This is a genomic window from Streptomyces massasporeus (genome assembly GCF_014648995.1).
Taxonomy (GTDB): Bacteria; Actinomycetota; Actinomycetes; order Streptomycetales; family Streptomycetaceae; genus Streptomyces; species Streptomyces massasporeus.
On the sequence record NZ_BMSE01000007.1, the window covers coordinates 182,990 to 201,878 of the forward strand.

Annotated in this window: 17 protein-coding genes; 7 read left to right on the forward strand and 10 right to left on the reverse strand. The window is 71.6% G+C overall.

Translation table 11 applies throughout. From position 1 onward, the window contains the following. Positions 1–2: 2 nt before the first annotated feature. The 4 genes from IE153_RS18240 to IE153_RS18255 all read right to left on the reverse strand — a co-directional run bounded on the left by IE153_RS18240 (position 3) and on the right by IE153_RS18255 (position 4,312). Positions 3–821: a carbohydrate ABC transporter permease gene (locus tag IE153_RS18240; protein ID WP_189590740.1), complete on the reverse strand. Its 819-nt coding sequence runs from the start codon at positions 819–821 to the stop codon at positions 3–5. After that, entirely contained in the window at positions 818–1,759 is a 942-nt protein-coding gene (locus IE153_RS18245) for a carbohydrate ABC transporter permease (RefSeq protein ID WP_189590741.1), read from the reverse strand. Before IE153_RS18245 ends, IE153_RS18240 begins: the two co-directional genes overlap by 4 nt. A gap of 115 nt (positions 1,760–1,874) precedes the next feature. Further along, the gene (locus tag IE153_RS18250) at positions 1,875–3,227 is read right to left on the reverse strand and encodes an ABC transporter substrate-binding protein (RefSeq protein ID WP_229829038.1); all 1,353 of its coding nucleotides are present in this window, start codon (positions 3,225–3,227) and stop codon (positions 1,875–1,877) included. 26 nt (positions 3,228–3,253) lie between these two features. Then, on the reverse strand, positions 3,254–4,312 hold the full coding sequence (locus IE153_RS18255) for a LacI family DNA-binding transcriptional regulator (RefSeq protein WP_189590742.1): 1,059 nt from the start codon (positions 4,310–4,312) through the stop codon (positions 3,254–3,256). A 270-nt stretch (positions 4,313–4,582) separates the two neighbouring features. Between IE153_RS18255 and IE153_RS18260 the strand changes: the two genes are divergently transcribed. Both IE153_RS18260 and IE153_RS18265 read left to right on the forward strand, forming a co-directional pair. Next, entirely contained in the window at positions 4,583–7,444 is a 2,862-nt protein-coding gene (locus IE153_RS18260; RefSeq protein ID WP_229829039.1) for a type 1 periplasmic-binding domain-containing protein, read from the forward strand. Between the two features lie 48 nt (positions 7,445–7,492). Then, entirely contained in the window at positions 7,493–7,885 is a 393-nt protein-coding gene (locus tag IE153_RS18265; protein ID WP_189590744.1) for a hypothetical protein, read from the forward strand. Here IE153_RS18265 and msrB read toward each other — a convergent pair. The 4 genes from msrB to IE153_RS18285 form a co-directional block, all read right to left on the reverse strand. Next, positions 7,866–8,273, reverse strand: a complete 408-nt coding sequence (gene msrB, locus IE153_RS18270) for a peptide-methionine (R)-S-oxide reductase MsrB (RefSeq protein WP_030838861.1) — start codon at positions 8,271–8,273, stop codon at positions 7,866–7,868. The two genes, IE153_RS18265 and msrB, sit on opposite strands and share 20 nt — an antisense overlap. Before the next feature lie 14 nt (positions 8,274–8,287). Beyond that, positions 8,288–9,679 carry a UDP-N-acetylmuramate--L-alanine ligase gene (gene murC, locus IE153_RS18275; RefSeq protein WP_189590745.1) on the reverse strand — a complete coding sequence of 464 codons (1,392 nt, stop codon included), beginning with the start codon at positions 9,677–9,679 and terminating at the stop codon, positions 8,288–8,290. A 97-nt stretch (positions 9,680–9,776) separates the two neighbouring features. Then, complete coding sequence (locus tag IE153_RS18280) at positions 9,777–10,250, reverse strand: beta/alpha barrel domain-containing protein (protein WP_031106073.1); 474 nt, start codon at positions 10,248–10,250, stop codon at positions 9,777–9,779. Between the two features lie 245 nt (positions 10,251–10,495). After that, positions 10,496–11,311, reverse strand: coding sequence for a pyrimidine reductase family protein (locus tag IE153_RS18285; protein ID WP_189590746.1), 816 nt, complete (start codon positions 11,309–11,311; stop codon positions 10,496–10,498). 37 nt (positions 11,312–11,348) lie between these two features. Here IE153_RS18285 and zapE point away from each other — a divergent pair, with 37 nt between their 5' ends. The 5 genes from zapE to IE153_RS18310 all read left to right on the forward strand — a co-directional run bounded on the left by zapE (position 11,349) and on the right by IE153_RS18310 (position 17,801). Next, positions 11,349–12,452, forward strand: a complete 1,104-nt coding sequence (zapE, locus tag IE153_RS18290) for a cell division protein ZapE (protein ID WP_189590747.1) — start codon at positions 11,349–11,351, stop codon at positions 12,450–12,452. Between the two features lie 707 nt (positions 12,453–13,159). Continuing rightward, the gene (locus IE153_RS18295; protein ID WP_189590748.1) at positions 13,160–13,741 is read left to right on the forward strand and encodes a carbonic anhydrase; all 582 of its coding nucleotides are present in this window, start codon (positions 13,160–13,162) and stop codon (positions 13,739–13,741) included. An 8-nt stretch (positions 13,742–13,749) separates the two neighbouring features. After that, on the forward strand, positions 13,750–15,234 hold the full coding sequence (locus IE153_RS18300; RefSeq protein WP_189590749.1) for a SulP family inorganic anion transporter: 1,485 nt from the start codon (positions 13,750–13,752) through the stop codon (positions 15,232–15,234). Positions 15,235–15,404: 170 nt separating this feature from the next. Next, on the forward strand, positions 15,405–16,328 hold the full coding sequence (locus tag IE153_RS18305) for a slipin family protein (RefSeq protein ID WP_189590750.1): 924 nt from the start codon (positions 15,405–15,407) through the stop codon (positions 16,326–16,328). 90 nt (positions 16,329–16,418) lie between these two features. After that, positions 16,419–17,801 (forward strand): PhoX family protein, encoded by a 1,383-nt coding sequence (locus tag IE153_RS18310; RefSeq protein WP_189590751.1) that lies wholly within the window; start codon positions 16,419–16,421, stop codon positions 17,799–17,801. A gap of 223 nt (positions 17,802–18,024) precedes the next feature. Here IE153_RS18310 and IE153_RS18315 read toward each other — a convergent pair whose 3' ends face one another. Continuing rightward, the gene (locus IE153_RS18315; RefSeq protein WP_189590752.1) at positions 18,025–18,510 is read right to left on the reverse strand and encodes an SRPBCC family protein; all 486 of its coding nucleotides are present in this window, start codon (positions 18,508–18,510) and stop codon (positions 18,025–18,027) included. Continuing rightward, the gene (locus tag IE153_RS18320; RefSeq protein WP_189590753.1) at positions 18,507–18,881 is read right to left on the reverse strand and encodes an ArsR/SmtB family transcription factor; all 375 of its coding nucleotides are present in this window, start codon (positions 18,879–18,881) and stop codon (positions 18,507–18,509) included. Before IE153_RS18320 ends, IE153_RS18315 begins: the two co-directional genes overlap by 4 nt. Positions 18,882–18,889 lie beyond the last annotated feature (8 nt).

Consider the following 18,889-nt stretch of genomic DNA (forward strand, 5'->3'; position numbering starts at 1 on the left):
CGTCAGCCCTTGACCGCGCCCGTGGAGAGCCCTTCGAGGAGCTGCTTGCGCAGCAGCACGAAGAGGGCCACGGCGGGCAGGACGGCGAGGACCGCTCCGGCGAGCACGAGGTCGTACTGCCGCTGCTCCGACACGAACAGGGTCTGCAGGCCCAGCGGCAGGGTGTACTGGGAGCTGTCGGACACCAGCACCAGCGGCCACAGGAAGCTGTTGTAGCTCTGCAGGAACTGCCAGACGCCGAGTGCTCCCAGCGAGGGCCGCAGCAGGGGCAGCACGATGGTCCGGAAGACGCCGAACTCGCTCGCCCCGTCGATCCGGGCGGCCTCCAGCACAGAGTCCGGGATGGACTGCACGATGTACTGCTGCATCATGAAGATCCCGAACGCGGGCGCCACCCACGGCACGATCAGCGCGAACCAGGGGCTGCCGAGCCCGGTCTTCACCAGGATCACGAACAGCGGCACGAGGATCACCGCGAACGGTATCGACAGCGAGCTGAACATGACGTTGAACAGCAGCTGCTTCCCCGCGAAGCGGAACTTGGCGAAGCCGTAGCCGGCGAGCGCGCACACGAAGACGGACACGACCGTGGCGACGACGGCGACGACCGTGCTCATCAGGAACCAGCGGCCGAAGGACTGCTCGGTGAGCAGGGTGCGGTAGTTGTCCAGGGTGAAGGGGTCCGGGAGAAGTTCCGGCGGGTAGCCGAAGATCTCGCCGCGCGGTTTGAACGAGCCGCTCAGCGCCCACACCAGCGGGGCGAGGAACCCCACGAGCAGCAGGATCAGGAAGGCGTAGAGCGGCAGGCGGGCGCGTGTCACGATGCGGCCCTCCCGATGCCGAGGAGACGGTTGACGAGCCGGCTGATACCGAAGACGAGGACGAACAGCACCACGGCGGCGGCCGCCGCGTAGCCGAACTGCTGGCGCTGGAAGGCGGCCCGGTAGATGAACATGGTCACCGAGAGGGTGGACTCGGCCGGTCCGCCGCCGGTGAGCAGATACGGCTCCTCGAAGATCTGGGCCGCGCAGATGAAGGAGGTGACGACGACGAACGCCGTCACCGGCTTCAGCGCCGGCAGGGTGACGGTGGTGAACGTGCGCAGCCTGCCCGCACCGTCGAGGGCGGCGGCCTCGTACAGCTCCCGGGGCACGTTCTGGAGCCCGGCGAGGAAGAAGACGGTGAGGTAGCCGGTCCAGCGCCACAGCATGACCAGGGCGATGCTCACCCTGGCCAGGTCCGGATCGCCGAGCCAGTCGACACCGCCGGAGCCGAACAGGGCGCGCAGCACCGCGTTGGCGAGCCCGAACTGCCGGTCGAAGACCAGCCCGAAGACGAGCGCGACGAGGATCGGCGACACCACGATCGGCACGAAGTAGGCGGTCCGCCACAGGTCGCGCACGCGCAGCCCCCGGGTGTTGAGCGCCTGGGCGATGAGCAGGGCGAGCGGGACGACCAGACAGACGGCGACCAGCACGAACACGGCGGTGTTGCCGAGAGCCCGGTGGAAGCTGATGTCGGTGGCGAGCAGCCGGTAGTTGCGCAGCCCCACCCAGCGGGGTGCCCCGAGCCCGACCCACTCGGTGAGACTCAGCCACACCGAGACACCGACGGGGACCAGCATGAACAGGGCGTAGAGGAGATAGAAGGGCGAGATGAAGAGGTAGGGCGCCCAGGACCGGCGGGGGCGCCGTTCCTCCTCTTTCGGGGCGCTGCGCGCGCGGGCAGCGCCGGGCGGCCCGGCAACGGTGGTGGTCATAGTGGGCTACTCCTCATACGCCGAGTCCGGCAGCGGGCATCGAGGGGCGCGGGGCAATGTCGATGTGCGGCTCCGCCGCGTGGGCGCGACAAGCCACAGCGGCGCCGCACACGACTCACCGCCCCGCCTGATCACGAAAATCCGCAGCCGTCTGCTTCAGCGCCTGACGTGGCGACAGATCCCCGTGATACGCCCGCAGCAGATTCCCCCCGAGCACGTCGTAGAGAATCGACTGGTCGGGGCTCTGATGAAACGGCGGAACATCCGGCAGCAGCGACCGGTACAGCCCGAACAGCCGCTGCCCCCCGCAGAAGTCGTCCTCGTACGCACCCAGCCGCGCATCCTCGTACACCGACCGCCGCGTGGGCAGATACCCGGTCTCGGTGAACCGCCGCACCTGCCCCTCGTGCGTGAGCCAGGTCCTGAAGAGGAACTCCGTCGCCGCCCGGGTGTTGGCCTTGTCCTCCACGACGCCGAACCCCGTGCCGCCGAGCGCGGCGGTCACCCCGCCGCCGCCCGCGAACCGCGGCAGCGCCCGCACCCGCCATCTGCCCTTCTGCTCGGGCACGTTGGTCACCAGGCCGTAGTTCTTGTACCAGATGGCCATGGGCAGTCCGATGACCCGGCCGGCCTTCAGCGCGGTCTGCATACCGGCGCCGTAGTAGTCGGAGACCTCGACGACGAAACCGCTGCGCAGCCCCTCGCAGAGGAACCGCAGCACCTCCTCGGCCTCCGGCGAGTCCAGGACCAGCGCGCCGTCGGCGTCGAAGAAGGCGCCGCCGCGCTGGTAGAGCAGCATCTGGAAGGACTGCACGACCTGGCCCGGGTCGCTGCCCACCGTGGAGACGACGCACATCGACGCCCCGTGGTCCCGGTGCACCCGTGCACCGGCCTCGGCGAACTCCTCCCAGGTCGCCATGGACTCGGGCAGGCCGTACTTCTCGAAGAGGTCCCGGCGGTGGAAGTACACGACCATCGGGGTGTCCGAGTCGAAGGCGTAGACGCGGCCGTCCCGGCTGAAGGGGGCGGTGCGGGCCGGCAGCAGGTCCTCCTTCAGCCCGGGCACGGCCTCGATGTCGGGGGTGAAGTCGTGCAGCAGCCGCTCGGCGATGTCGCCGCGCAGCATGCGGGGGAAGCTGCCGATCTCGAAGCCGACGAGGTCGGGTGTTCCGCGTCCGGCGACGGCCTGGGCGAGCAGCTTGGTGACGATGTCGGGGGCGCCGGCGCGGGTGACCTTCAGGTGGTAGCGGAAGTCGCCGGTGCGGTCGGCGTCCGGGATGCCCTTCTCGAAGAACGTCTCGTAGCCCGGGTCGTGGGTCCACAGGCCGAGGGTGACGTCGCCGGAGGTGCGGAGCGTGGTGCTGCCGCCGCCGCAGGCGGAGAGGGCGGCGGCCGTGCCGAGGCCGAGGGCGCCGCGCAGCAGGGCGCGGCGGGTCGGTGGGGCGGGTGCTGCCGGGGGGTACGACACGTGACTCCTCACGTGGATGGGCGCGGCTACGGGCGGGGGTGCGCGGGGTCCGGGTCGCGTACCGGCCCGGTGGAGGCCCGTACGGTCAGCTCGACCGCCCGTCCGGCCGGTCCGGCCGGTGCGGGGCGGCCCTCGATCAGGGCGATCAGGACGTCGACGGCGCGGTCGGCGACGGCGGCGAAGTTCTGCCGGACGGTGGTCAGCGGCGGGAAGAGGTGGGCGGCCGCGGGGATGTCGTCGTAACCGACGACGCTCACGTCACCGGGTACGGCGCGGCCGGCGTCGGCGAACGCGTGCAGGGCGCCGATGGCCATGTCGTCGTTGGCGACGAACACCGCCGTGACATCGGCGAGCCGGGCGAGCTGCCGGCCGGCGGCGTATCCGGAGTCCGGGCTCCAGTCGCCCGGTGACGGCAGCGGCGGCTCGGGGGCCCCGGCGGCGGCGAGGGCCTCGCGCCAGCCGCGCAGCCGGTCGCGGGCGGCCCACCAGTCCTGCGGGCCGGGTATGTGCCAGACGGTGCGGTGGCCGAGGGACAGCAGGTGTTCGGTGGCGAGCCGGGCGGCCGCGACGCCGTCGGCGCCGACCACGGTCCCGGCACCGGGCGCGAGTTCGACGCCCTCCCCGAGGCTGACCACGGGCACGTGCGCGGTGAGCCGCAGCGGGGTGCCGTCGTCGATCGGCTCGGACAGCACGATCCCGTCCACGCCCTGCTCCAGCAGCGCGTCCACGGCGACCGAGATGCTCTGCCCCTCCAGGGTGCCGGCCAGGGCAACGGAGTACCCGGCCCGCTGCATGGCCCGCTCCAGGGCGATGAGCAGGGTGGAGGGGCCGTAGAGCGAACTGCCCAGCGAGACCACGCCGATACGCCGGTAGCGGCCCAGGAGCAGGGCGCGTGCCGCGGTGTTGGGGCGGTAGTCGAGGTCGCGGACGGCCCTCAGCACGCGGTCGCGCACCTCGGGACTGACGTGCGGTTCGCCGTTGACGACCCGCGACACGGTCTTCTGCGACACCCCGGCTGCCCGGGCGACCTCCGTCATCCCGGGCCCGCGGCGACGCCGCCCGCCGGCGGCTCCGGTCGTCGTCATGAGGGCTCCCCCGGGCGTGGCGGACGGCGGCATGGACTACGCAGTCACCCATCCCTCAGTGAGGGAAAGGGCTTGCTTGACTACGCAGTCAGGCCAGTGTGGGGATCCGGCAGGGCAGCGTCAATGACCGGGGCGGAACAAGAGTTCGCGCGTCACCCACTCCCACAACATCCGCAGCGGTTAACCTCGTAGGTCGCCGAAGGTTAACGGGGGTTACCCATGGTGAACGCCGAACGCACGCCGCCGGACTGCCCTGGGGGCCATGACGGCATGCCGGAGAGCGACGCCGGGCGCCATCTGCAGAACCAGCTCGAGATCCTCATCCAGGACTTCCGCAGGAGCACCGAACCGCCGATGCCGGTGTTCGTCGTGCACGCGCAGGAGAGCCGGGACGACGACGCGGTGGCCGGGCTGGTCCGGCAGCTGCACGCGGGCCAGGAGGCGCACGGCACGCGCTGCGCGGTGGTCCAGGACGCCTACGAGGGCTCCACGGAGGTGCGCCGGGCCGCGGCCCTGGTGCGGGCGCTGAGCGACCCGCGCAAGTGGGGCGGCCCGAAGGCGCTCTACCGGCGCTACGCGTTCCCCCGGCTGCGGCTGGTGCACGCCATCGACGACGCGGTCACGGCACTCGGCGACAGCTGGCCTTCGCCCGCCCCGGGCAGCCCCGAGGCCGGGCAGGACCAGCATCGGCGACTGCTGGACGAGCTGGCGCAGCAGCGCTGGCGGCCGAAGAACGCCGCGCGCTGGCGCTCCGGCCTGCCGCTGTTCGACATGGCCCACATCCTCCCGGCGAGCCTCGTGACCGTGCTCGCCGCGCTGCTGGCCCGCAGCGAGTGGTACGTCGCGGTCGGCGCCGGTCTCGTCTTCCTGCTGCTGCTGACCGTGCTCAACTACGCCCTGCCGGGGCGGGCGCCGATCTTCCTGTGGCTGCGCCGCGAGAGCCGCTGGTTCCTGACGACGACCTTCCTGAGGGCGGCGGACCAGGAGGAGTCCACCGAGGTGTCGCTGCTGCGGCCGGTGCGCTCCTGGAAGGCGATCGCGGCACGCGCCTACGACGTGGCCGAGGCGCTCAGGGCGGGCGGCGACTTCCACCTCCAGCTGTGCGTGCTGGCGCTGCGCGAGGACCTGCGGGACAACCACCGGCGCTGGAGCTGGGACCTGCGCGGCTTCAAACGGCCGCGCCCGCCGATGCTGTTCCTGCCCCACGCGGACGACCGCAACGGCGGAATCGAGCTGATCCGGGCCGTCAGCGACGTCCGCAGCCGGCGCAGTGAACTCGACCCGCTGCTCGTGGTCGCGGCGGTGCGCACGCAGGACGTGCCGCGCCTGGAGCGCAGTGTCGTCCAGACGGTGCCCGCCCCGGACGCGACGCCGCCCACGTTCGGTGTGCGGCTGCGCACCTGGTACCGGGAGTGGGGCCGCAACCTGCGCGCCGAACAGTCGCCCAGCCAGGAGCGGTCCGTCCTGCCGTGGGCGATGAAGATCCCGCTGCCGCACGACCAGTTGGGTCCCCTCGAGGAGGGCCGCCACCATCTGCGGGCCTCCGCCCGGCCGACGCTCGCCCGGCTGGTGTGGGCCCTGCACAGCCTGGTCCTGGTGATCGCCCTGCTGTCCGCGGCCACCGTGATGCGGGCCGACGCCCTGCACGACCGGTACTGCTCGGCGTCCGTGCTGACCGCCAACCGGGACACCCGGCGCGAGCAGGCACCCGACGGCCGCACCGAGTGCATCGGCATAGCGACGGACGGACTCCGGTTCGCCGACTGGCTGCCCGCGCCCGAGCCCGGCGACGACGTCAAGGCGCTCACGGCCGACGACGAGACGCCCTGGACGGTGGCCGACCTGGAGGACCGCATCGCCCGGCAGAACGCGAAGGTCCTCGACGGCCACGCCGGCACGTACGTCACCGTCGTCTACGCCGGGCCGCTCAGCGCCGACACCTCGGCCGGTTCCTCCCTCGTGAAGGGCGCCGAGGAACTGGCCGGCGTGTATCTGGCCCAGGCCGTCATCAACGAGAACTCCAGCGTGAAGCTGCGCGTCCTGATCGCCAACGGCGGTGTGGACCTGGGTCACCAGGAGGAGATGGCCGAGTCGATCGCCGCGTACGCCGCCCACGACCCGACCGTGGTGGGGGTCGTCGGCACCGGCCGCGACCTGAAGTCGAGCCGGGCGACGACCCGCACCCTGATGGAGGCCGGCCTGCCGGTCGTCTCGGGCACGAACTCCGCGACCTATCTGCCCCGCGAGTTCGCCAACTGGTTCAGCCTGGCCGCCACGGACGAGTGGCAGACCCGGCAACTCGGACTGATCGCCGCCCAGTTGCGCACCCCGGACCGGCGGCAGCACGCCCTCGTCCTGGCCCGCGACACGGCGAAGACCGACGACCTCTACACCGACGAACAGGCGCGCTACGGCCAGGAGATGCTGCGAAGACAGGGCTTCACCTCGCTCCCTCAGCGCCGCTACACCCTGACCGGCGGCAAACCCGAACTCCGCTCGCACGCCCAGGAGATCTGCCGGGGCAGCCGGGTCCCCTCCGTCATCTACTTCGCGGGCCGGGTGGAGGACATCGATCCCCTGATGACCCAGCTGGGCACCGAACCGGGGTGCGCCGGGAGGCCGCTGGCCATCCTCACCGGCGACGACCTGTCCAAGGCCGACTTCGCCGGCGGTGGCCAGTCCGTCGCGCCGAAGGTCACGCTGTACCACGCGGCCCTCGCGGAGCTGCGCAAGGCTGCCACCGGAACGGCCTTCTACCTGGACGCCGCCAAGCACCTGCCCGGACTGCGGGACCACCGCCTGCGCTACGACAGCCCCGCCCTGGCCAGCGGCCAGACCGCCCTCGCCCATGACGCGACGCGTGCCCTGTTCTGGGCGGCCACCCGGGGCGACCGGCCGCAGAGCCGTGCCTCGACCTGGGTGAACCTGCGCAGCGTCAAGATCGAGGGCATGGCCACCGGCACCATCGACTTCACCGGCGCCCCGCTGTACGGCGACCGCACCGGGCACAGCATCGTCCTCAAGGAGGTCCGCCGCAGCGAAGACGGCACCTCCGACACGCACGAGCTGTGCAGGCGCACCGCGGGGGACACGAAGCGCCTCACACAGACGGAGTGCCGGATCCGCCGCTGAGCGCGGCCCTCACCGGAAGAGCGCGGCGCGGAGACGGATGCCGACACCGTGAGGGACCGTCGCACGCTGGTCGTGAAGGCGGTCCTGGCCAAGGACCGGAGCGGACTGGACCCGGTGAGCGCCGCGCGTTCGGTCGCCGAGGACCTGGGGCGGGTGTGCGCGGACGACTCGGGCAACGTGGGCGCCCGCGAGCAGCATGTCGCCGCGCTCTACCGGCACGCGGCGGCGGTGCGTACGAGGATGCGGTCCACCACGGGCGGGGAGCGTGTGACGCTGGGTGAGCGGCTCACAGCGGTCTGCACGCGGTGCGCGGACTCCGCGACCGGTCTGCTGGACTCGGACCTCCTCGCAGACGAGGAACGCCGCGAGCGGATCAGGGTTTTCCTCCGGGCCGTCCGCCCGGAGGAAAACCCGGACCCGCTCAGTTCGCGTCGGGCGTGAGCCGCACCGCGATCGAGTTGATGCAGTACCGCTGGTCCGTGGGCGTCGGGTACCCCTCGCCCTCGAAGACGTGCCCGAGGTGCGAGCCGCACCGGGCGCACCGCACCTCGACCCGCACCATGCCGTGCGACCGGTCCTCGATCAGTTCCACCGCGTCGGTGTCCTTGGGGTCGAAGAAGGACGGCCAGCCGCAGTGGGACTCGAACTTGGTGTCCGAGGTGAACAGGTCCGCGCCGCAGGCGCGGCAGGAGTAGACGCCCCGGGTCTTGGTGTCGGTGTACTCGCCGGTGAAGGCCGGCTCGGTGGCCGCCTGCCGCAGGACCGCGTACTCGCCCGGGGTCAGTTCCGCGCGCCACTGCTCGTCCGGCTTCTCCACGTCGTACGGCATGAGACTCCAGCCCCTCAGTTCGACAGACGGTCCAGGATGTGCGGGCCGAGGTCGGTGACGTCGCCCGCTCCCATGGTGAGAACGAGGTCACCCGGCTTCGCCATTCCCGCGACGACCGACGGGACGTCCGCCTTGTCGCGCACCGGCGTCACCTCGGCGCCCGCGGCCCGGGCCGCCTCGATGATCAGCTCGCTCGTGACGCCGGGGATCGGGTCCTCGCGCGCCGGGTAGATGTCCAGCACGACGGAGGCGTCCGCGAGGGCGAGGGACTGCCCCATCTCCTTGCCGAGCTCCTGGGTCCGCGAGAAGAGGTGGGGCTGGAAGACGACCAGGATCCGGGCGTCACCGGCCGCGGCGCGCATGGCCTCCAGGTCGGCGGTCATCTCGGTGGGGTGGTGCGCGTAGGAGTCGATGACCTGGACGCCCGCGGCCTCGCCCTTCAGCTGGAGCCGCCGCTTCACGCCCGTGTACGCGGCGATCGCCGGGGCCAGGTCGGCCGCCGGGACCCCGAGGGCCACGCCCGCCGCCAGCGCGGCGACCGCGTTGTGCGCGTAGTGCCGGCCGGGGACGGAGACCGTGAAGGTCAGCTCCTGCCCCTCCAGCACCACGGTGACCTCGCTCTTGAGACCCTGCGGCACGACCGACAGGACGCGCACGTCGGCGTCGTCGGACTCGCCGTACGTCACCACGGTCACGTCGCGTGCCCGGACGCGGCGGGTCAGTTCCCGGGCGCCCTCGTGGTCGGCGGCGATCACCAGCGTGCCGCCGTCGGTGATCCGGTCCACGAACGTCTCGAACGACGCGTAGATCTCGTCCATCGACGCGTAGTTGGCGTGGTGGTCGAGCTCGACGTTGAGGACGATGGCGACCTCGGGGGCGTACTTGTGGAAGCTGCGGTCCGACTCGTCGGCCTCGGCGACGAAGATCTCGCCCTCGCCGTGCAGCGCGTTGGAGCCGGGCGCGTCCAGGTCGCCGCCGATCGCGTACGAGGGCTTCAGGTCCAGCTCGCTCAGCGACACGGCCAGCATCGACGTCGTGGTCGTCTTGCCGTGCGTACCGGCGACGGCGATCGGGCGCAGCCCGTCCATCAGGGCGGCGAGCGCGTCGGACCGGTGCACGACGGGGATGCCGAGCTCGGCCGCGCGGGCCAGCTCGGGGTTGTCCTGCCGGATCGCCGACGACACCACCACACAGCTGGCGTCGTCGGCGAGGTGCTCCGCGGCGTGCCCGATGTGCACGGTCGCCCCCAGCGCCCGCAGCGCCTCGGCCGTGGCCGACTCCTTGGCGTCACTGCCCGCCACGACGGCACCGCGCTGCGCGAGGATCTTCGCGATCCCCGACATGCCGGCCCCACCGATCCCGATGAAGTGCGGTCGGTCCATGGCGGGAGGAAGGCCGGCTGCCATGCGTGTCTCCAAGTTCGGGTGACGAGAGTGAGCGCCCCCACCCTATTTCAGGAGCGCGCAGGGCCGCGCCAGGCCCGCAGACCCGCAGACCGCGCTCCTAGGCCTTGCTGTGCGAGAACAGCTTCAGCACCGGCACCCCCACCTTGTGCCGGGCCCGGGATGCCCAGTCGCGGTGGAAGAACTCCTCCACGTAGTGGGGATCGGTCAGCACGATGACCTCGTCCGCCCCGGCTTCCTCCACCAGGGACTTCAGCGCGTCCAGCGGATGGTCCTCGATCAGCCGTCCCTCGGCGGGACTGCCCGAGGTGCGCAACGCGGCGAGTGAGACCTCCAGCGCCCGCTGCCCCACGCTCAGAGCCTCCTCCCCCTCCGGCGTCTCCCCCTCGCGCACGGCCTCGTCGAGCTCGCCGAGCGCCACGTCGTCGATGGCCCGCAGCAGGCGGTCCGCCTGCTCACCGCGCGGCTGGAGCAGCACCTGGAAGGAGACCTGCTCCTCGCCGTGCAAGGTGGTGACGAACTCCACGTCGGCCGACGTCAGCGCCTTCTCGATCATCAAAACGCTTGTGAACACCAGGCGCCCCTTCTGCTCCGGGGGCCCGTGGCCCCCACTCCTCCGCGGGCCGCACGGGGCCTGCGGAAACCATCCTGCCCCGTGTTCGCACGGGTACTGCCGGATCCAGTGTGCCCTCCGAAAACCGAACGGAACGGCATATTCGGATGATGAACGGACTGACAGTGAGGTTCAGCCGCGCATCCGGACGAACCGGCCGGCCGGACTCCCCGACCGCCGACACCTCCTACCCCGCGTCCGGCGTTTCAGTACGCCTCCCGGACCCGCCCGTATCGCGTGAACAGGAAGCCGTCCTCCTCCAGCATCGACATCAGCCCGAAGCGGTGCGGGACCGTGACGGCCGGCCCCCCGGCGATGCGCTGCGCCTCGCCCGCGGTGAGCATCGGGGAGACCGTCAGGCACAGCTCGTCGAGCACGCCCGCCGCGACCATCTGCCCGAGCAGCCGCGGGCCGCCCTCGGTGAGCAGCCGGGTGTGGCCGAGGTCGGCGAGGGCCCGGACGGCACGGGCGGGGTCGACGCCGATGCCGTCCCCGGCGGTCACCACCCTGGCACCCGTCTTCTCCGCGGCGGCGATGCGGTCCGGGGCGGCCGCGGCACCCGTGAGGAGCAGGGTGGGCACCAGGGGCGAGGTGAACAGCGGGAGCGAGAAGTCCAGGTCGAGACTGGCGGTGACCACCGCGATCGCGGGCGCGGGCTGCTGCCCGGCCGCCTGACGCATCGCCGCGAAGTCCTCCCGCGCGCGGGCCGGCCGGTACCCCTCCTTGCGTACCGTCTCCGCGCCGACGACCACGACGTCCGCGAGCGCCCGCAGCGTGCCGAAGATCCGCATGTCGGTGGCGCTGGAGATGGGCTGCGAACGGCCGTCGTGCTGGGCGGCCCCGTCCAGCGTGGACACCATGTTGGCGCGCAGCCACGGCACCGGCCCGCCGGGCCCCGGCCCGGGATAGGCGTACGCGGCGGCCAGCTCCGCCAGGCTCCACTCCCGCCCGGCGCCCTCACCGGACCCGCCACCCGGCGCCGGAGCTGCTGTTTCATCGGTCACAGGGAACAGACGTCGCATGCCGTGCAGTGTTCCACGCGCCGTAGCATGGTGAACCGTGTCTTCTCCCCTGGCCCCCTCCGGATCCGGCCCCATAACCGACCCGGCCCCGCTGTCCCTGTGCGCCCGTGAGCCGCATGTCCCCGCGGACCGGCTGGTCGCCGAGATGGTGCCGCCGCCGCGGTTCGACTCGGTCCGCTTCAGCACGTACATCCCCGACCCGAACCAGCCCAGCCAGACGGAGGCCGTCCGGGTCCTGGAGGGCTTCGCGGCGGGCCTCGGCCCGGGCGGGGCCGCGGGATCCGGCAAGCGGCGGCTGTTCGGCTTCGGCAAGGCGCCGAAGAAGACCCCCGCGGGCCCGCGCGGCGTCTACCTCGACGGCGGGTACGGCGTCGGCAAGACGCACCTGCTGGCGTCCCTGTGGCACGCGACCCCGGCCGAGCCCGAGCTGAAGGCGTTCGGCACGTTCGTGGAGCTGACCAACCTGGTCGGCGCACTCGGCTTCCAGCAGACCGTCCGGACCCTGTCCGGCCACCGCCTGCTGTGCATCGACGAGTTCGAGCTCGACGACCCGGGCGACACCGTCCTGGTCTCCACGCTGCTCGGCAAGCTGGTCGACGCGGGCGTGGCGCTCGCCGCCACCTCCAACACGCTGCCCGGCAAGCTCGGCGAGGGCCGGTTCGCCTCGGCCGACTTCCTGCGCGAGATCCAGGGCCTGTCGGCCCACTTCCGAGCCTTGCGCATCGACGGCGAGGACTACCGTCACCGCGGCCTGCCCGAGGCGCCGGCGCCGTACTCCGACGAACAGGTCACCGACGCCGCGCATGCCACCGAGGGCGCCTCCCTCGACGCGTTCTCGCCCCTCCTGGAGCATCTGGCCCGGGTCCACCCCAGCCGGTACGGCGCTCTGACCGACGGCATCAAGGCCGTCTGCCTCACGGGTGTGCGGCCGGTTCCGGACCAGTCGACGGCCCTCAGGCTCGTCGTCCTCGCGGACCGGCTCTACGACCGTGAGGTGCCCGTGCTGGCCTCGGGCCTGCCCTTCGACCAGCTGTTCAGTGACGAGATGCTGAACGGCGGCTATCGAAAGAAGTACTTCCGGGCCATCTCCCGGCTCACCGCGCTGGCCCGCGACGCGGGCAAGCTCGTGGACCCCCGGTAACCACAACTCCATTACCGCGCCAACGACCCGATGGCCAGGGCTTGTTCAAGCCATCCCACCTGCGCTTTTCAGGCTCTCTTCAGCTTGAAACGTTAAGTTAACCCTGCAAACGACCTTGCAGGGTTAACGTGTTTCTTGACCAGTCATTGACCAAGTGTTGGTCCGCGCTAGACGCATGAAATCACCGGGAGGGGGGCGCATGTACCGAGGCAGGACGGCATGGACCGTCGTTGCGGTCCTCGCCACCGCTCTGCTCGCCCTCCAGCTCTTCGCACCGACCGCGTCCTTCGCAACCGCGCATACACACGGTCAAGTCAAGGCCAAGGCTCAGCCCGGAACAAAGCCCTCGGGCACGTCCTCACGTCCCGGACACAAGTCCTCCGGGAAGGCTCTGCGCGACGAGACGGCCACCTGCCGCGCCGGACACCACGGGGACCCGACCGGTCCTCTGCGGACCCGCGACCGGTCCCACACCGCCGACTCCGCGCCCTCGGCGCCGGAGCGGCCCCTGCGGAGGGACCTCCGGCCGGCGGTGCCCGAACCGGTCAGACCCGGCTCCGCGCACCACCACGCGTCGAGATCCTCGACGTCGCACACGCCGGCAGCCCTGCAGGTCTTCCGCTGCTGAGCGGTACGCCAGTTCCCCCCACCCCTGTCATGCCCGTCCGACGCGCCCCCACTGCGCGCCAGGAGGAGTCACCACACTCATGCAACCCCTCATCGACAACGCCCGCAGCTTCGGACAGCGCCCTGAGGAGTTCGCCCACCTCGCCGAGGGCCAGTCCCCCGACGTCCTGTTCATCACCTGCTCCGACTCCAGGGTCGTCCCGGCCCTGATCACGGGCGCCCGTCCCGGCGAGCTCTTCGAGCTGCGCACCGCGGGCAACGTCGTTCCCCCGCACTCCTTCGAGCACCCCACGTCGGAGGCGGCCACGATCGAGTACGCCGTGGAAGTCCTCGGCGTCAAGGAGATCGTGGTCTGCGGCCACTCGCACTGCGGCGCCGTGGGCGCGGTGGTACGCGGCGACGACCTCGCCGCCGTACCGGCGGTGCGCGACTGGCTCGCACGCGCCGCCGACGAGCCCGCGTGCTCGGACCCCGCCGACCCGACCGTCGCCGAGGCCGTGCAGAACCACGCCCTTGCCCAGGTCCTGCGCCTGCGGTCGTACCCCTGCATCGAACGCCGGCTGGCGGAAGGGCGGCTCGGCCTGCACGCCTGGTTCTACGAAGTGCACACCGGCATCGTGCGCGAACACCGCGCGGACACCGACTCCTTCGAGAAGCTGTGAGGGGCACCATGACCAAGTTCCCTTACCTCAGGCAGGACTTCACTGCCTCGCTCGTCGTGTTCCTGGTCGCGCTCCCGCTGTGCGTGGGCGTGGCCGTCGCCTCCGGAGTCCCGGCCGAACTCGGCCTGGTCACCGGCATCGTGGGCGGACTCATCACCGGATTCCTGCCGGGCAGCAGCCTGCAGGTGTCCGGGCCGGCCGCCGGCCTGACCGTGCTGGTCTTCGAGGCCGTCGACACCTACGGGCTGCCCGCGCTCGGCGTCATCGTGCTGGCCGCCGGTCTGCTCCAGCTCGTCATGGGCGCGCTGAAGCTCGGCCGCTGGTTCCGCGCGATATCCGTCTCGGTCGTCGAGGGCATGCTGGCCGGAATCGGCCTGGTCCTCATAGCCGGCCAGCTGTATGCGACGGCCGGACTGAAGGCACCCGCCTCCGGCATCGACAAGATCCTGGGTCTGCCCGGTGCCGCCGTCGACGCGGCCGGCAGCACGGCGGCGCTCACCTCCCTCGCGCTCGGCGCGGCCACCATCGCGGTGATGGTGCTGTGGAAGAAGCTGCCGAAGAAGGCACAGGCCGTACCCGGCGCGCTCGCCGCGGTGATCCTGGCGATCGCGGCCAACGCCGTCTTCGACCTGCCGGTCGCCACGGTCGAGGTGAAGGGCCTGCTGGACTCCATCCAGCCGCCCGGCCTGGACGCCTTCGGCAGCGTGGGCATCGGCATCATCGGCACGATCGTCGCCTTCACCCTGATCGCCTCCGCCGAGAGCCTGTTCAGCGCCGCCGCGGTGGACCGGCTGCACGACGGCCCGCGCACCCAGTACGACAAGGAGCTCATGGCGCAGGGCGCGGGCAACACCATCTGCGGTGTGCTCGGCGCGCTGCCGATGACCGCGGTCATCGTCCGCAGCTCCGCCAACGTCAGCGCGGGCGCCAAGACCAAGGCGTCCCGGGTGATGCACGGTGTGTGGCTCCTGCTGTTCGCCGCGCTGCTCCCGTCCACGCTGGCCCTGATCCCGCTGCCCGCTCTCGCCGGCATCCTGGTCCACGCGGGCTGGAAGCTGATCCCGTTCGCCAAGATCGTGCCGCTGTGGAAGGAGCACCGGGGCGAGGCGGTCATCCTGGTCGTCACCGCCGTGTCGATCGTCGCGGTGAACATGTTCGAGGGCGTGCTCATCGGTCTGGCCCTGTCGGTCGTCAAGACCGCCTGGGAGGCCTCGCACATCAAGCTCGAGATCATCGACAAGGGCGCCGGCCCGATCCAGGCCTACCTGTCCGGCAACGCGACCTTCCTGCGGCTGCCGAAGATCCTCGACAGCCTGGAGAGCCTGCCGCAGGACCGCCCGGTCGAGCTTGACCTCTCGGGCCTGCACCACCTCGACCACGCCTGCCGCACGGCCCTGGAGAACTGGGCCACCCGCCACAGCGCGACGGGTACGGAGCCGGTGAAGGTCACGGAACCCGAGGAGGCCCCGGCGGAGAAGGTCACCACCGGCTAGCCGTCCGACCGGGTCACCCGGGCATGGGTCCGGGGCGCGCAGCCGGCGCGCCCCGGACCACGTGTGTCCGCCCCCGTTCCGGCCCGGGCACCGGGCATGGCCCCTCGTCCCGGTTCAGGCATATCGTTACAGAAGCAGACGAATTCGGACCTCTGAACGGGGAGGTCGACATGGTCGAAGAGGTGGTCGGCGTGGTGGCCGCGGTCGGGGCCGGTGCGCTGGTGTATCTGGCCTCCGCGGCGCGGGTCGTCAAGCAGTACGAGCGGGGGCTCGTCTTCCGGCTCGGGCGCGTGCACGGGGACGTGCGGCGGCCCGGCTTCAATCTGATCGTTCCGGGGGTGGAGCGGCTCCGCAAGGTCAACATGCAGATCGTGACCATGCCCGTGCCCGCCCAGGAGGGCATCACCCGCGACAACGTGACCGTGCGGGTCGACGCGGTGGTGTACTTCAAGGTCGTGGACCCGGCGGCCGCGATCGTCAACGTCGAGGACTACCGCTTCGCCGTCTCGCAGATGGCCCAGACCTCGCTGCGCTCGATCATCGGCAAGAGCGAGCTGGACGATCTGCTGTCCAATCGCGAGAAGCTGAACCAGGGCCTGGAGCTCATGATCGACAGCCCTGCCGTGGAGTGGGGCGTGACCATCGACCGCGTGGAGATCAAGGACGTCTCCCTGCCGGACACCATGAAGCGCTCCATGGCCCGCCAGGCCGAGGCCGACCGGGAGCGGCGGGCCCGGCTCATCAACGCCGACGCCGAGTACCAGGCCTCCAAGAAGCTGGCCCAGGCCGCCCGCCAGATGGCCGACACGCCCTCGGCGCTCCAGCTCCGGCTGCTGCAGACCGTCATGGCGGTGGCGGCGGAGAAGAACTCGACCCTCGTCCTGCCCATTCCGGTGGAACTCCTGCGGTTCCTGGAGCGGGGCGCGCAGCCGCCTCCCGCGGAGAGCTCGGGACACGCGCAGACCCCGGGCCACGAGGAGGTGCCGGGACACGCGGGGACCACGGAGCGCGCGGAGATCGGGGAGCGCGCCGTCGACCTCACTGAGCAGGCCGGAGAGGCCATGGAGCAGTTGCGGCGCGCGGTGGAGCAGTGACCCGCGCTACGCGCGTGGTTCCCGCTGCCCGCACCAGGTGATAGACACAGCGGGATCACAGTTCCTGTCCGCCAGCAGGAAGGTTTCCCCATGACCGAATCCGGTCGCTCCGCCACACGACGTCAGATGCTCGCCGGAACGGGCGCCCTGGGCGTCGGGATCGCGTTCTCCGGCGCCCTGTCCGAACTCTTCACCGGTACCGCCGCCGCACAGGGCATGGGCCGCACCGGCTACGGCCCGCTCGTCCCCGACCCGAAGGGCGTCCTCGACCTGCCGGAAGGGTTCGGCTACCGGATCCTCTCCCGCGAAGGGGACCAACTCCGTTCCGGGGAGGGCAAAGTGCCCTCCAACCACGACGGCATGTCGGCCTTCCCGGGCAGAGGCGGCCGGGTCCACCTGGTCCGCAACCACGAGAACCGCGCCGACGGCAGGGTCCCGGTCCCCACCGTCGAGGGCCTCACCTACGATCCGGCCGGCAAGGGCGGCTGTACGGCGCTGACGCTGGACTCCCGCAACAGGGTGCAGTCGGAGCGCGTCGGAATCGCCGGCACGGCCGTGAACTGCGCGGGCGGGCCCACTCCTTGGGACACCTGGCTGACCTGCGAGGAGACCGAGGACAAGGCCGGCACCAACGGCTACACCAAGGACCACGGCTTCATCTTCGAGGTCGACCCGGCCGACCCGCACCGCACCGGGGCCGTGCCGCTGACCGCCATGGGCCGTTTCGCGCACGAGGCGATCGCCGTCGACCCACGGCGGGGCGTGGTGTACGAGACCGAGGACGCCTTCGAGAAGCCCTTCGGGCTCTTCTACCGCTTCCTGCCGGACCGGCCGCTGGGCGGCAGGGGTTCGCTGCGCGCGGGCGGGCGGCTCCAGGCCATGCGCGTGCCCGGCGTGCCGGACCTGTCGTCCATCCAGGACGTCGGCGCCGAGTTCGACCACATCGAGTGGGTCGACGTCCCGGATCCGCAGGCCGCGCAGACGCCGATCCGGTTCCAGGACTTCGGCCGCAAGGGCATCACGCACGCGCAGAAGCTGGAGGGCTGCTACTGGGGCGGCCGTTCGGTGTACTTCGTGTCGTCCTTCGCGCGCCGGTCGGACGGTTCCGCCGCCGACCACTTCGGGCAGGTCTGGCGCTACGACCCGGAGCGCCGCCGGCTCACCCTGGTGATCGTCTTCGGCCCGGACACCGATGTGCAGCTGCCGGGTGAGTCGCCGGACAACATCTGTCTGGCGCCCAGCGGCGGCCTCATGGTCTGCGAGGACGGCAACGGTGCCCAGCACGTCTTCGGCGTCACCAGGCGCGGCCAGGTCTACGCGATGGCCCGCAACCGGCAGAACATCGGCACCCCCGAGGAGCCCGAGTGGGGTGAGTTCGCCGGGGTGACCTTCTCGCCGGACGGCGACACGATGTACGTCAACTGCTACACGCCCGGCACCACGTTCGCGGTGACGGGCCCCTGGCGCCGGTAGCCGGCACTCCGGACCGGGGCGCCGGGTGCGACACCCGGCGCCCCGCCGGACCACCGCGGCACCGGACCGCGTGGGGGCCCGGCGGCACACAAGGACCCGGTGACACACGAGGAGAGCACCTCGCTGCGGGACCGGCTGCGCCTCCCGGTGGGTGAGCCGGTCGACCTGACCCGGTTCGACGCCAGTGCCGGGAACGGCTGGCGGGGCAGTCCTGAGCGCTCCGTCAGGCGGCCAGCAGGGCGTCGATCTGGCCGACGGCCTCCTTCAGGCCCTCCTCCATGCCCATGGAGACCATCTGCTCCATCTGTTCGCGGGAGTCGAACAGGGAGCGCATCTCCATGCGCGTGCCGCCGTCGCGCGCGCTGAGCCGCACCGCCACGGACATGGTCGGCATGTCGTCCTTGGGCTTGCCGTCGTCGTCGGCGAAGCCGTCGGTGAACTCCAGGGCCGTCGGCTCGCTGACCGAGGTGATCCGCCACCAGCCACGGTGCCGGTCGCCCTCCGGGCCGGTCATGAAGTAGGTGACCTCTCCGCCGGGGGTGAGGTCGTGCTGCTCCACGGTCGCCGGGTAGGTCGGCGGGCCCCACCAGCGCTCCAGCTGCCGGGGGTCGGCCCACAGCCGCCACACCCGCTCGACCGGGGCGGCGAAGTCGGCGATCAGGGTGAGGGTGAGGCTGTCGAGGTCCTTGTCGACACTGGTGACACTCATCGCTCGGGTCCTTCCGTCGTGTCGTTCTCGTCGGTTCCGGGGTCCTCGGCGAGGAGCCGGGCCATCCGGTCCACCCGCCCGCGCCACGCCGACTCGAGTTCGTCCAGGGCCTGGCGCGCACGGCCCACCGCGTCGGGGTCGGTGCGCACGAGCTGCTCCCGTCCGCTGCGCCGCTTGGTGACCAGACCCGCCCGCTCCAGCACCGCGACGTGCTTCTGCACCGCGGCGAAGCTCATCGGGTAGGCCTCGGCCAGCCGGGACACGGACAGCTCCCCGCGCACGCAGCGGCGCAGTATGTCCCGGCGCGTGGTGTCGGCCAGGGCGTGGAACAGCCGGTCCACCGTCGCGTCGCTCAGTTCATCTACAACCATTTGGTTGT